At 60.9% G+C, this 13892-nt stretch carries 12 protein-coding genes; 8 read left to right on the forward strand and 4 right to left on the reverse strand.

The annotated features are described in order from the left end of the window. Window positions 1-69: 69 nt before the first annotated feature. Complete coding sequence (locus J0L98_RS08000; RefSeq protein WP_296411135.1) at window positions 70-1233, reverse strand: Do family serine endopeptidase; 1164 nt, start codon at window positions 1231-1233, stop codon at window positions 70-72. Between the two features lie 68 nt (window positions 1234-1301). Here J0L98_RS08000 and J0L98_RS08005 point away from each other — a divergent pair, with 68 nt between their 5' ends. Further along, window positions 1302-2048: a Nif3-like dinuclear metal center hexameric protein gene (locus tag J0L98_RS08005; protein ID WP_296411136.1), complete on the forward strand. Its 747-nt coding sequence runs from the start codon at window positions 1302-1304 to the stop codon at window positions 2046-2048. Window positions 2049-2051: 3 nt separating this feature from the next. On the opposite strand, the gene J0L98_RS08010 is transcribed toward J0L98_RS08005, so the two are convergent. After that, complete coding sequence (locus J0L98_RS08010) at window positions 2052-3914, reverse strand: hypothetical protein (RefSeq protein WP_296411138.1); 1863 nt, start codon at window positions 3912-3914, stop codon at window positions 2052-2054. 198 nt (window positions 3915-4112) lie between these two features. On the opposite strand from J0L98_RS08010, the gene J0L98_RS08015 reads away from it, so the two are divergent. The 7 genes from J0L98_RS08015 (at window position 4113) to J0L98_RS08045 (ending at window position 12024) form a co-directional block, all read left to right on the forward strand. After that, the gene (locus J0L98_RS08015) at window positions 4113-4664 is read left to right on the forward strand and encodes a DUF2889 domain-containing protein (RefSeq protein WP_296411139.1); all 552 of its coding nucleotides are present in this window, start codon (window positions 4113-4115) and stop codon (window positions 4662-4664) included. Window positions 4665-4957: 293 nt separating this feature from the next. Further along, window positions 4958-6118, forward strand: coding sequence for an ADP-forming succinate--CoA ligase subunit beta (gene sucC / locus J0L98_RS08020; protein WP_296405339.1), 1161 nt, complete (start codon window positions 4958-4960; stop codon window positions 6116-6118). An 11-nt stretch (window positions 6119-6129) separates the two neighbouring features. After that, window positions 6130-7023 carry a succinate--CoA ligase subunit alpha gene (sucD, locus tag J0L98_RS08025; protein ID WP_296411140.1) on the forward strand — a complete coding sequence of 298 codons (894 nt, stop codon included), beginning with the start codon at window positions 6130-6132 and terminating at the stop codon, window positions 7021-7023. A gap of 174 nt (window positions 7024-7197) precedes the next feature. Then, the gene (locus J0L98_RS08030; protein ID WP_296411142.1) at window positions 7198-7941 is read left to right on the forward strand and encodes a protein phosphatase 2C domain-containing protein; all 744 of its coding nucleotides are present in this window, start codon (window positions 7198-7200) and stop codon (window positions 7939-7941) included. A gap of 25 nt (window positions 7942-7966) precedes the next feature. Then, entirely contained in the window at window positions 7967-8647 is a 681-nt protein-coding gene (locus J0L98_RS08035; protein ID WP_296411144.1) for an FHA domain-containing protein, read from the forward strand. Between the two features lie 151 nt (window positions 8648-8798). Further along, the gene (locus J0L98_RS08040) at window positions 8799-9569 is read left to right on the forward strand and encodes a 3',5'-cyclic-nucleotide phosphodiesterase (protein ID WP_296411145.1); all 771 of its coding nucleotides are present in this window, start codon (window positions 8799-8801) and stop codon (window positions 9567-9569) included. A gap of 97 nt (window positions 9570-9666) precedes the next feature. Next, window positions 9667-12024 carry an ATPase, T2SS/T4P/T4SS family gene (locus J0L98_RS08045; RefSeq protein WP_296411146.1) on the forward strand — a complete coding sequence of 786 codons (2358 nt, stop codon included), beginning with the start codon at window positions 9667-9669 and terminating at the stop codon, window positions 12022-12024. 21 nt (window positions 12025-12045) lie between these two features. Here J0L98_RS08045 and J0L98_RS08050 read toward each other — a convergent pair whose 3' ends face one another. Together J0L98_RS08050 and tsaE are read right to left on the reverse strand one after the other, a co-directional pair. Next, the gene (locus J0L98_RS08050; RefSeq protein ID WP_296411147.1) at window positions 12046-13452 is read right to left on the reverse strand and encodes an N-acetylmuramoyl-L-alanine amidase; all 1407 of its coding nucleotides are present in this window, start codon (window positions 13450-13452) and stop codon (window positions 12046-12048) included. After that, complete coding sequence (tsaE, locus tag J0L98_RS08055) at window positions 13410-13877, reverse strand: tRNA (adenosine(37)-N6)-threonylcarbamoyltransferase complex ATPase subunit type 1 TsaE (protein WP_296411181.1); 468 nt, start codon at window positions 13875-13877, stop codon at window positions 13410-13412. The genes J0L98_RS08050 and tsaE overlap by 43 nt, the downstream gene beginning before the upstream one ends. Window positions 13878-13892 lie beyond the last annotated feature (15 nt).

Below are 13892 nucleotides of genomic sequence, written 5' to 3' on the forward strand. Positions count from 1 at the left end.
AGAGGCCTACCGGAGGAATGTCAATTTTCCCCCACGGAAACCGGTGCTTCCGAGCCGGGGGAGACGGCCTCAGTCGCCCCGGGAGAGGGCGGGGCGGCGACCGATTTCGACTTTCAGATCCAGTTTTTCCTTGCCGCGGCGCAGCTCGAAACCCGCCTTGCGGCCGGGGGCCAGCGCTGCGATGGCTTCCAGCATGGCCTGCGGGTCGTTGACCTTGCGACCTTCGACGGCGAGCAGGACGTCTCCCGGCCTCACGCCGGCCCGTTCAGCCGGGCTGCCGCGCATCACGCCGGCGATCAGGGTGCCTTCACTGGAGACCATTCCAAAGGACTCGGCGAGCTCGGCAGTGATGGCCTGGACTTCGACGCCGATCCAGCCCCGTGTGACCGAACCGTTCTGGATGATTTGCTCCATCACGCTGCGGGCCAGGGAGACGGGGATGGCAAAGCCGATGCCCAGGGAGCCCCCGGAGCGGGAGTAGATGGCGGCATTGATGCCCACCAGGGTGCCGGCCGTATCGATGAGGGCACCACCAGAGTTGCCCGGGTTGATGGCCGCGTCAGTCTGGATGAAGTCCTCGAAGGTGTTGATGCCCAGATGGGAGCGTCCGAGGGCCGACACGATGCCCATGGTGACCGTCTGGCCGACCCCGAAGGGATTGCCGATGGCGAGCACCACATCGCCCACGTGGAGCTGCTCGGTGCGCCCGAAGGTGATGGCCTTGAGCTTGCCGTCGGCCTTGATCTGCAGCACCGCCAGGTCGGATTCCGGATCACGGCCGACGATCCGGGCGGGCAGCTTGCGCCCGTCATTGAGAGCCACCTCAATCTCGTCGGCGGCTTCGATGACGTGGTTGTTGGTGAGGATATAGCCTTCCGGCGAGACGATCACCCCGGAGCCGAGACCCGAGGCACGCTGCTGGGGACGGTTGTCGAGGCGATCCCCGAAGAAGTGCCGGAACAGGGGGTCGTCGGCAAACGGATGGCGCTGAGCCTTGACTTCCTTGCTGGTAAAGATATGCACCACCGTCGGCAATGCCACGCGGGCGGCGTCGGCGTAGGAGGCGACCGGCCTCGGCCCAGCTATGTCTGTCGGCGTGGCGGCCTCCTGGATGGTCACGGAGGGCAGGGCGGGGCGCTCACCGGTCCACTCGGGTTTGAGTGTGCTGACAACGAACAGCACGGCCACTGTGACCGTAACTGTTTGAGCAAAGATCATCCACAGGCGATGCATCGTAAAATCGGTCGGAGGTGGCGCGCGGGTGCGCAGCCAGGGTGCTTGGGTTTCAAGGAGAGGCGGCCATGGAAAGAGCCGAATTGCAGCGTTATCTCGACAATCTGCTGGAAGTCGGGCGCTTCAGGGATTATTCCCCAAACGGGTTGCAGGTGGAAGGACGTGCTGAGATCCGTCGCATTGTGTGCGGGGTGACGGCCAGTCAGGCACTGCTGGATGCTGCGCTTGCCCGGGATGCGGATGCGGTGCTGGTACATCATGGTTACTTCTGGCGCGGCGAGGATGCCTGCGTCACGGGCCTGCGCCGCAAGCGTCTGGGTACGCTGCTGGGCAGCGACATCAACCTGTTTGCCTACCATCTACCCCTCGATGCCCATCCCAAGCTGGGCAACAATGCCCAACTCGGCCGCCTGATGGGCTGGACTCCGGAGGGGCATTTCGGGGAGCAGGAGATCGGCTGGATCGGGCAGCTTGCCCAGCCGACCCCGGCCGAATTGCTGGTGCGGCAGCTTGCCGCGAGGCTCGGGCGGGAGCCCCTGCTGCTGGGGGAGCCGGCCCGCGTGGTAAAGCGGATCGCTTGGTGTACGGGCGGTGCCCAAAGCTATTTCGAGCAAGCCATCGCCTGTGGGGTGGATTGCTTTGTCTCGGGTGAGGCATCGGAGCAGACCACCCATCTGGCGCGGGAATCGGGGGTGGCGTACCTCGCCGTAGGTCACCACGCCAGCGAACGCTATGGGGTCCAGGCACTAGGGGCGCATCTGGCCGAGCGTTGGGGCCTGGAGGTGGACTTCGTCGATGTGGACAACCCGGTCTGAGGCTTACGCCGCGGCCGGGTCGGCGCGCCCCTCCTCAGGTGGATCCATGTCGACCAGGCTGAGCTCCACCGGCGGCTTGTAGGCGCCAAGCTCATCATCGAGGATCGCTAGCAGCAGCAGCAATTCTTCGACCACCGTCAACGGGAAACCCTGGCGCGTGCCGTTGCGATTGTCACGCAGGATCTGGTGGATGTAGGCCTGTGCTTCTTGTGTGCCCCAGAGCTCCTGCAAACGTTGGACGACATGGGGCATCTGCTCAACGGTTTCGGCAGCGCCATTTACGACAACCTTGAAGTCGCCCCAGCCGATCATCTTGACGTTGAAGGTCTTGTTGAGCTGGCGGGTCAGGGCTTCGAATTCGGCGCGCATGCCAGCGACGTGATAGACCTCAAGGAGCTTCAGCCAGGGCTTCACCGCCTGGCGGGGGTTGTTGCGAATGTAGTCGGCAAGGGTCTCCGCGGCACCCTGGGTGCGCCCGAAGGACATCATGATCTCGGCCAGTTCAAGGGCCGAGTCGTGCTCATCGACCGTTTCGTCAAAAGGAATGGGGTGGGCCGGGGCGAAGGTCGGTTCGGCCCATTCGGCGGAAGCCGTGTCGGCCGATGGCGAGGTTCCCGTCGAAACGACGGGCTTCCGCATTTCGGGTAACGCGGACTTACCTCCCATTGCCGTCGTGGTCGTCTTGGCTGCGGGTGGTTTCAGCCCGGAGCTCTCGGTGTCGGCAAAGGGGCCAGGATGCTGCAGTGTGGTGTGGAATTCGGCCTCGGTCGTGACGGGCGAATCCGCGGTGTTGTGGCGCCGACGTCGAAGGTAGATCAGGGCTCCCCCGCCGACGAGAACTGCCAGCAGGCCGCCGAGCGGAGCCGCCCATTGGGCGAGCAGTGTTTCAGCACGCTCTTCCGTTGCGGGGTGGGAGGTGGTGGGCGCGGATGAAGCCGCTACGGCGGGGGAGGCGGCCGGCTGTCGAAGATCCAGCTGTGCCACCCGTTCCTTCAACAGGGCCTGGTATTCCTCAAGCCGCTTGATCTTCTCATCCAGTTCGATCTGAGCCGCGATACGGTCGTCTATCTCCGCGAGGGTCCGCTGCTCCTGGTTCAGGGGGCGCTGGGCGGCAGCGTCATCACTCTTTGGAGGGTTGGCGAGCTGCACCGACATACGCAGCGGAATAAGCGCTGCCTCATCACCAGCTCCGATCAGAAGACGATCCTGCTGGAGTACGGGGGCGGGAAGGCGCGGCGTTACGGCCCGCGCGACGGGGGCATCAGCCGTTGCTGCGAATGCTTGCCGGTGCGTCGGTGGCGCGGATGTGGGGAGCGGCTGGGCCGAAGCCGCCGCGCGCACGCGCGGTACCCGTTGCGGTGCCACCTTGGCCGGAGCCCCACCCTGACCGGCCGCGGCCGTGGCGGCGGGGGCGCTGGGCAGGTCCGGATATCCGGGGGGGGCACCTATGGGAAGATCGACGGGCCGCCCGGCATCGCGGATCGTCGGAGGAGACAGGAGAAGGGTGAATTCCTTGCGCAGCTCTGACCCACAGGCGATCCGCAGACCGAGCATGGCCACGGGATGGTTGACGGGCTCCCGGGTGCTCAACAGCAGCCGGTCATTGACCAGCCGGATCCGTGCATGGTGAATCCAGGGAATGTCGTCGCCCGCACCCATCATGGCCTTGAAACAATCCGCGTCGATGGCTTCGCCTGGCGCTCGTACCAGCCCGACCTCGGCCCTTAGCGGTTCTCCCAACGACGAATGGACAACCAGCTCACCGAATCCGGCTGCACGGAGGGTGCCACTGAGGAAGGGGGCGAGCGTCGCGATCAGTAAGAGGAGGGGCTTGCGCGCGCAGTTCATCAACGAGTCGTTGGACATCCGGCAAAGGTGGCCTTGTGGGTATGTTGGGCGGCGGCGGAACCTTCGCACCGCGACCGAAGCTACAGTATTCTAAAGAAGTTTGCGGCCTGTCGCGCCGACTTGTCTGCCGATGCGGGGCCGGAGTGTTGCAGGGAGTGCCGTGCACGCCTGTTTTTACCTAATTTTTCGCTCCAAGCCGATCTTTTTACCGCTGCCATGCCTCTTTCCGAACCCACCTGCGGACGCGCCCGCGTCCATACCCGCCGAATCGAGGTTCAAGGGTTCCTCCGCGATGACGGCCTCTTTGACCTAGATGCCCGTATCACCGATCTCAAGGAAGCCGATTACCAGATTGCTTCCGGCGTACGCAGGGCCGGTGATCCCGTTCACGATCTGCTCATCCGCGTCACCATTGATGCGAGCTTCGTCATTGTTGACGTCGAGGCCGTGTCCGATTGGGTGCCCTACCCCGGGGGGTGCGACACCATCGGGCCTGCGTATCGGCACTTGATCGGTCTAAACCTGGTCCGTGGGTTCCGGCGCACGGTGGGCGAGATGTTCGCTGACGTCAGGGGGTGTTCCCACCTGACCGAACTCTTGCTGTCCTTGCCGACTGCGGCCATCCAGACCTTCGCCACCTTTCGCAGGGACAACGAGGACGATGGGGAAAAACCGTTCCAGCTGGACCGCTGCCATGCGCTGGAAACCACCTCCGACACCGTCATGCGCTACTACCCCCGCTGGTACCGTCGGCGTGATGCGGAATGAGAGTCTGTGCCCGCATGTGCACTGCAGCGCGAAACCGGTCATGCGGTCTCTTTCGTATATAATCCATTGATCCGAAATCCGACATGTTCCGGCGTTTCCGGGATGTGGCGGTGGCAGGGTCGTCTTTCCTGCGTCTGGTCAGTGTGTCCAGGAGCAAGAAGAACGGAGCGGTGCGTGTGCTGGACGAGGGAGAACGGCATGCAGCATCGCGGAGTGTACAAGTACTCCGAAGAGTCCCATCAACCAAGCGTGAGCGGTCCAAACAGGGCCAAGACTTCGATCGAAGGGCAACCATGAAAATTCACGAATATCAGGGCAAGGAAATCCTGAGAAAATTTGGCGTCACGACGCCGCGCGGCGTGCCGTGTTTCTCAGTCGATGAGGCAGTCAAGGCAGCGGAAACGCTGGGCGGCAAGGTCTGGGTTGTCAAGGCCCAGATTCACGCCGGTGGCCGTGGCAAGGGCGGTGGCGTCAAGGTCGCCAAGTCCCTGGACGAAGTGCGCCAGTACGCCGGGCAGATCCTCGGCATGCAGCTGGTCACTCACCAGACCGGCCCCGAAGGCCAGAAGGTGCGTCGCCTGCTCATCGAAGAAGGCGCCGACATCAAAAAGGAATACTACGTTGCCGCGCTGACCGACCGCGCCACGCAGAAGGTCGCCATGATGGCCTCCAGCGAAGGTGGTATGGACATCGAGGAAGTTGCTCACTCGACCCCCGAGAAGATCCTCAAGGTCTTCGTCGATCCGGCCACCGGCCTGACCGACGAACAGGCCCTGTATCTCTCCAACGGTATCGGCGTTCCCGAAGGCTCCACCGCCCAGGCTGTGGACACCCTCAAGAAGCTGTACACCACCTACATGGAAACCGATGCTTCCCTGGCGGAAATCAACCCGCTGATCCTGGAAGGCAACGGCACCATCAAGGCTCTGGACGCCAAGTTCAACTTCGACTCCAACGCCCTCTACCGTCATCCCGAAATCGTCGAGTTCCGCGATCTGGATGAAGAGGATGCCGACGAGATCGAAGCTTCCAAGTTCGATCTGGCCTACATCTCCCTGGACGGCAACATCGGCTGTCTGGTGAACGGTGCCGGCCTGGCGATGGCCACCATGGACACCATCAAGCTGTTCGGTGCCGAGCCCGCCAACTTCCTCGATGTGGGCGGCGGCGCCACCACCGAGAAGGTGACCGAAGCCTTCAAGATCATGCTCAAGAACCCCAAGGTCAAGGGCATTCTCGTCAACATCTTCGGCGGCATCATGCGCTGCGACACCATCGCCACCGGCGTTGTGACCGCGGCCAAGGAAGTGCATCTGTCGGTTCCGCTGGTTGTCCGCATGAAGGGCACCAACGAAGAAATCGGCAAGCAGATCCTGCGCGATTCGGGCCTCCCGATCATCGCTGCCGACACCATGGCCGAAGCGGCCCAGAAGATCGTCGACGCGGTCAAGTAAGGAGTTAGCGAATGTCCATCCTGATCAACAAAGACACCAAGGTCATCACCCAGGGGATCACCGGCAAGACCGGTCAGTTCCACACGGAAAAGTGCCAGGAATACGCCAACGGCAAGGAATGCTTCGTTGCCGGCGTTAACCCCAAGAAGGCTGGCGAGAAGATCTTCGACATCCCCATCTACGCCTCCGTCAAGGAAGCGGCTGCCGAAACCGGCGCCACCGTCTCCGTGATCTACGTGCCGCCCGCTGGCGCGGCTGCGGCGATCTGGGAAGCCGTTGAAGCCGACCTCGACCTGGCCATCTGCATTACCGAAGGCATCCCCGTCCGGGACATGCTGGAAGTGCGCAACAAGATGAAGAAGAAGGTTGCGGCTGGCGGCAAGGAAACCCTGCTGCTGGGCCCCAACTGCCCGGGTCTCATCACGCCCGAGGAGATCAAGATCGGCATCATGCCGGGCCACATTCACCGCAAGGGTCGCATCGGCGTGGTTTCCCGCTCCGGCACCCTGACCTACGAAGCTGTTGCCCAGCTGACCGAAATCGGTCTGGGCCAGTCTTCCGCCGTCGGTATCGGTGGTGACCCGATCAATGGTCTGAAGCACATCGACGTGATGCGCATGTTCAACGACGATCCCGATACTGACGCCGTCATCATGATCGGTGAGATCGGTGGTCCGGATGAAGCCGAAGCTGCCCAGTGGTGCAAGGCCAACATGAAGAAGCCGATCGTTGGCTTCATCGCCGGTGTGACTGCCCCCGCGGGCAAGCGCATGGGTCATGCGGGTGCACTGATCTCCGGCGGCGCCGACACGGCCGACGCCAAGCTCGCCATCATGGAAGAGTGTGGCTTCACCGTGACGCGTAATCCGTCCGAGATGGCCAAACTGCTGAAGGCCATGCTGTAACCAGGCTCCTGAGCTTGTGCGAACCGCGCCCGTGCTTTTGCCCGGGCGCGGTTTTCATTTGTAGGGCTGACTTCGGGGGATGGCAGCTTGCCTGCGAGCCGCGTCGGGTACAGTGTCTATAGTCCCGCTTGTGACGGAATGTTCAATGTGAGCGAAGGGAAGGCTAACTGGCGAATGGCAATGGCTTCCCATGTCGGGTTGGTGCGCTTGCGCAATGAAGACTGCGTGGCTTTCAACGAGAAGCGCGGTCTGGCGGTCCTGGCTGACGGCATGGGGGGGCATGCGGGGGGGGCTGAAGCCTCGCAGATGGCGGTATTGGCCTGGATGGAGCGTTTGCTTGCGGTCGACGGCGAGATGCTTGTGGAGGACGATCTGCGGCATGCGGCGTATCTTGCCAATCGGGCGGTATTCATGGCCTCGCGTCGAGATCCGGGCCTGCGAGGGATGGGGAGTACCCTCGTCGCAGGGTGCTTTCGTGCAGACGGCGTCCTGCTTGTTGCCAACGTAGGCGATTCGCGACTCTATCGATTGCGTGGTGATGACCTGGAGTGTCTTACACACGATCACAGTGTATTGCGGGCACAGTGCGACGCGGGCATGATTGGATCTGCATCCGAGGGTCCTGTGGCCCTGCGTGGCCTGCTGACAAGGGCGATCGGTGTTGAGGCAGATGTCGTGCCTGATGTGACCGCGTTTTTTCTGGCGCCCGACGATCACTATCTGTTGTGCTCGGATGGCCTCACCGACATGGTTTCGGAAGCGGATATTGCCGAAGTGCTGGTCACGCTTGGTGGTAGTCCCCAAGTTGCGGCTGAACATCTGGTTGATTTGGCCATTGATCGGGGGGGGGTGGATAATGTGTCGGTCATCGTTGTGTCGTCCTGTACATATGTGCGCCTTGGTACAGAACTCGGTTAAGGCTCGTTTCGGATAGGAAAAAGCAATGCCCAGGTTGATTTTGAGCATGGATGGTCTGGTTCTGAAGGAAATGCCCCTCGAGAAGGAGCGCACCACCATCGGTCGCAAGCCCCACAATGATATCCAGATTGACAATCTGGCCATCAGCGGGGAGCACGCTGCGATAGTTACAATCCTGAATGATGCCTTTCTTGAGGATCTGAACAGCACCAACGGTACATACGTCAACGGCCAGCCCGTCAAGAAGCATGTTCTTCAGAACAATGATGTGGTGGAGTTAGGGAAGTATCGTCTCAAGTTCCTGGCGGAGCAGAATACCGCGGGCTCGGAGCATGACGAGGCCGTGTCCTTTGGTGCCGCCCTTGCCGTCGATGCACCGGCCAGCGGGGGGGGGGCGGCCGAGGCGGCGGTATCGGCTGCGCCTACGGTGAGCGTTGTAGGGATGATCCAGATTCTTAGCGGGACCCACGCCGGCCGCACGCTCGAGTTGTCGAAGTCCTTGACCACATTGGGCAAGCCGGGCACCCAGGTTGCTGTGATTACTCGCCGTCCTCATGGCTATTTCATTACGCATGTCGAAGGCACCGTGTTTCCCGTGGTCAACGGGCACTCCCTTGATGCCCAGGCGCATCGCCTGAATGATCATGACATCATCGAGATCGCGGGCGTGAAGATGGAATTCTTCTCCCAGACTGTCCAAAATTAGCAATCATTGCGGGTCTGCGTTACCGAAGCGTGATATTTCTGACGTCCGGCATTCTCGTCGGATCGTATTCTGATGAACTGGCGCTGGATCTTATTTCGGTATCTGGGCGTGCCGTCCAGTTGCCCCTCTTGCGGAAATTCATGGATACAAGATGAAGGTGCGGGTTCTGGGGTGCAGTGGCGGGATCGGTGGGCGCAACCAGCGCACCACTGCTCTGCTGGTCGATCATGACATCCTGATCGATGCGGGTACCGGGGTTGGTGATCTGGAGTACGACGAACTCCTGAAGATTGATCACGTCTTCGTGACCCATGCGCACCTTGACCACATTGCGATGATTCCGCTGTTGGTGGACACCGTGGGTGAGGCGCGATCCATGCCCATCGTCGTCCATGGGTCGCCGGAAACCTTGCGTATCCTGCGCTCCCATATCTTCAACTGGCTTGTTTGGCCGGACTTCTCTTCCATACCTGATCGACACAATCCTTTCCTGCGCTTTCAGGAAATGCGGGTCGATGAGGTCGCCAAGCTGGGTGGCGGGCGTCAGATCAGGGCCCTGCCCGCCCTACATACGGTTCCGGCGGTCGCCTATCAGGTGTCGGGTGAGGGTGGAAGCCTGGTTTTCTCGGGTGATACGACTTATTCAGAGCCCCTGATCGCGGCGATAAATGAGATTCCCGATCTGCGCTACCTTATCATCGAGACTGCCTTCCCGGACGCCCTGCATGATCTCGCTTTGGCCTCGCGTCACCTGTGTCCGAGTCTGCTGGCTGTGTTTCTCGAACGGGTCACGTCGAATCCGGAGGTGTGGATCACACATCTCAAACCCAGCCGGGCTCAAACAACCCTTGATGAGATCTTGAGCTACTGTGGCAGATTTTCTCCACGGGCGCTCTACAATGGGCTGGAGTTGGTGCTCTAGGCGCCTCGTTCGGGGGGCTTTGCTGCAGCGCCTCGAATACCGTTTCAACCTCCCCGCCCCATGCCATGAGGGCCTATTTTCCGGAACCTGATCGAACATGAGCAGTATCCATAAGGGTGGTGCGAGCGACGTAGCCAGTCGTCTGGCCTTTTTCAAAGGGCTCCAGACCGTTACCAACCGCATTCACGCGACCGAGAACATTGACGAGATCATGTTCGAGCTTTCGGCGGACATTTGCTCGTTGTTTGCCGCCGACAGATTGACCATCTACGTGGTCGACGAGAGCAAGACCACGATCTCGTCGCGGGTCAAGACCGGGTTGCACAGTATTCGCACCATCCGTCTTCCAATTGCCGAAAACAGTGTGGCGGGCTACGTAGCCCTCACCGGGCAGATGCTGAACATCCACGATGCCTACGACGAGCAGGAGCTCAAGGCCATCTCGATGCGCATGGAGTTCCGCAAGGAGGTTGATGAGCGGACGGGCTATCGTTGCCATCAGATGCTTGTGGCGCCAATTTCCAGTGCCGAGACTGGCGATATCCTAGGCGTGATTCAGCTTATCAACTCCCGGAGCGGTGAGGTCTTCTCGGCCATCGCTGAGGAGGGTATCCAGGGGCTCGGGCAGACGCTTGCGGTGGCATTTGCTCAGCGCCGCCACGCTTTGGTGCAGCCCAAGTCCAAATACGAGGGTTTGGTGAATGATGGCAAGCTCACCGGAGCGGAGCTCGAAGCGGCCACGAGCATTGCGCGGGACCAAGGGGTCTCCCTTGAGCATCTCCTCCTCGAGCAATACAAGCTGAAGCCGGCGGATATCGGTAGCGCGATCTCGCGGTTCTTTGGCGTTCCCTACGAGCCCTTTCGGCCTGATCGGGTCAAGCCCCTGGATCTGCTCAGGAACCTCAAACGTGACTATGTGCAGCAGGCCCAGTGGCTTCCGCTCGAAGAAAACCCTGAAGGCCTGCTCACCCTGGTGACCGACCCCGAGCAGGCAATCGCCTCGCGCGTCGTCCAGAACGTCTTTCCCAAGGCTGCGCCCGTATTTTGTGTGACCACCCAGGTGGAGTTCACACAGACTGTCGCCCAGTTTTTTGGGGGGAGTGCATCCGATGATGCATCTGTGTCGGACCTCCTGTCGGACATGCAGGATGACGATGGTGAGGGCTCCCCGGTTGCCGAGGATGTCTCGGCAGCCGCCGACAATGAACTCGTGAAGCTGGTCAACCGCATCATCATTGATGCCCACCGCCAAGGTGCATCCGACATCCATATCGAACCGCGTCCCGGCAAGGAAAAGACGCAGATTCGTTTTCGCCGTGATGGCTCTCTGGTGCCTTACATCGAAGTTCCGTCGAGCTATCGAAACCCGATTGTCACACGCATCAAGATCATGTGTGATCTCGACATCTCCGAGCGGCGAAAACCCCAGGATGGCAAGATCAAGTTCCGGCGATTCGGCCCCCTCGATATTGAGTTGCGCGTGGCGACCGTGCCGACCACTGGTGGCATGGAAGATGTGGTCATGCGCCTGCTGGCCAATAGCGAACCCATTCCACTCGAGAAACTCGGCTTGCTGGAGAGCAATTTTGATCGGCTCCAACAAACAGTTGCCAAGCCCTACGGCATTTTCTTCGTGTGCGGCCCCACTGGGTCCGGTAAGACGACTACCCTGCATTCGATTCTGGGCCATATCAACACGCCAGAGACCAAGATCTGGACGGCTGAGGATCCCGTGGAAATCACCCAGAAGGGGCTGCGTCAGGTGCAGGTGAACCGCAAGGCGGGTCTCGATTTTCCGACGGTCATGCGTTCTTTCCTGCGTGCAGATCCGGATGTGATCATGGTTGGCGAAATGCGCGACAAGGAGACGGTGTCAATCGGTCTGGAGGCCTCCCTGACCGGTCACCTCGTCTTCAGCACCCTCCATACCAACAGTGCTCCGGAGTCCATCGTGCGCCTGCTTGATATGGGTATGGATCCTTTCAACTTTGCCGATGCCCTCCTCGGCATTCTCGCCCAGCGCTTGGCCAAACGTCTCTGCGGCAAATGCAAGAAACCCTACCATCCGTCGGAAGATGAGGTTCGGGGGATGTTGGATGAATATTGTGAAGACCTCCGCCAGACTCCCGCCTTCATGGATGATCCCGTTGCCGCACGGGAGCAGATATTGGCACGCTGGCGTCAGAGCTACGCCGATGAGAACGGGAGATTTACCCTGTACGAGCCGGTTGGCTGCGATCAGTGCAACGGCGGATACAAGGGGCGGCTGGGCCTGCACGAGCTCATGGTGGGATCTGATCGCATCAAGTCCCTGATCCAGGAGCGCGCCCGGGTGTCCGCGCTCCTTTCTGCCGCGTTGGATGAGGGCATGCGAACCTTGCGCCAGGATGGCATTGAAAAGGTGTTCGGTGGCGTCACGGACCTCAAACAGGTGCGCAAAGTGTGCATCCGCTGAGGTGTTCGGCCATGCGTTGCATCAGTTGAGGCTGGCAAGCTTGGACTTCGACAGGGGCGGATTCTTGGCAAAGTAGCGTCTCAGCCCGCGCAGGATCGCTTCAGCCATCCTGTCCTGGTACGCTTCGTCGTTGAGGCGGGCTTCTTCTTCCGGGTTTGAGATGAACGCCGTCTCGATCAGGATCGAGGGGATGTCGGGTGCCTTCAGGACGGCAAAGCTGGCCTGCTCGACTTCGCCTTTATGCAGCCGGTTGATCCCACCGAGTTCTCCGAGCACCGCCTTGCCGACTTTCAGGCTGTCATTGATGGCTGCGGTCTGGGACAAGTCCAACAATGTACGCGCCAGGTGGCTGTCCTTGACCCCGAGATTGACCCCCCCAATCAGATCAGCGGCGTTTTCCTTTTGAGCAAGCCAGCGGGCCGCCGTGCTCGACGCGCCCTTGTCGGACAACACGAACACCGAGCTGCCCCGTGCGGTGGGACTGATGAAGGCATCGGCGTGAATCGACACGAAGAGGTCGGCCTGTACACGGCGCGCCTTCGCAACGCGTTGCTGAAGCGGCACAAAGTAGTCGGCGTCGCGGGTCAACATGGCACGCATGTTGGGTTCGGCGTCGATGCGCGCTTTCAGACGTCGCCCGACGGAAAGGGTGACGTGCTTCTCGAAACTACCCGCTGCACCTACCGCACCGGGATCTTCACCGCCGTGGCCAGGGTCGATGGCAATGGTGATCAGTCGGCTCACCATTGGCTCATCCTCGCCGGCCGGTCTGTGCGCACGGTCAGTGGTGGCCTCGCGTTTTGGCGGATCGATTTTCCGCTCAGCTTCTGCAGTGCGTCTGGGGGGCTTTTCCTCTGCTTTCCCGACGACAGGCGGGGGAGTGGCGCCGCCGGCAGCGGCTTCCTCGGGAGAGAGCTTTTCGAGGAAGGCCAGCAGGGGGTCTATGGGCTCTGTGGGATAGAGGTCGAGTACAAGGCGATAGCCATAGTCACCAATGGGTTTCAGAGTGAAAACCTGTGGAATGACCTCGGTCTTTAGATCAATGACCAGTCGAACGACGCCTGGGCGATTTCTCCCGGCGCGGATGAGCTGGATATACGGATCTTGTCCGGTGATTTTGGCCGGGAGGGACTGAAGAACACTATTGAGTTCAAGCCCTTCCAAGTCCACCACCAGCCGTTCTGGTTGGTGGGCGGAATGGTGACTGAAGATCAGCGGTTCCCGGCTCTCGAGCGTGATCCGGGTGTAGTCCCGCGCTGGCCACACGCGCACAGCAAGGACGGATGCCGGGGCGGCGGCGACATTCCTGCTGACGAGCAGTAGCAGACTTGCGGCTGCCGAACCCAGGAGGCGCCGACGGGTCACGTTCCTGATATCGCCGGATGTCAGGGTGGTGCGGCTGTGCTTGAATCCAGATTTTGAAGACATATCCTTCCTTCCGGGCTCAGCGGAAACAGGGTGAGGGTACGCCCACCGCCGCTGACGATCTGCAGCCGAATTTCCAGGTCAGCCTCGGGCAAGAAAGGTTGGGCGCGCTCGGGCCATTCCACGAGGCGGATCCCCGAACCTTCAAAGTACTCATCAAGGCCTGCTTCGAGAAATTCAGCTGCATCCGTGAATCGATAAAAATCAAAGTGATATACGACTATTCTAGAATCTTTATACGGTTCAACCAAGGTATATGTCGGGCTCTTCACCTTGCCGAGGTAACCGAGGCCGCGGAGCAGGCCGCGACATAGGGTCGTTTTCCCTGCGCCAAGGTCGCCGATCAGGTGGATCGTCAGCCGGTCAGGCAGCGCTTCGGCCAGCTGTTCGCCGATGGACAGAGTCGCACTCTCATCCAGGAGGTGCATGCTGGCGGTCGGGCC

The organism is Zoogloea sp. (assembly GCF_017302315.1).
GTDB lineage: Bacteria > Pseudomonadota > Gammaproteobacteria > Burkholderiales > Rhodocyclaceae > Zoogloea.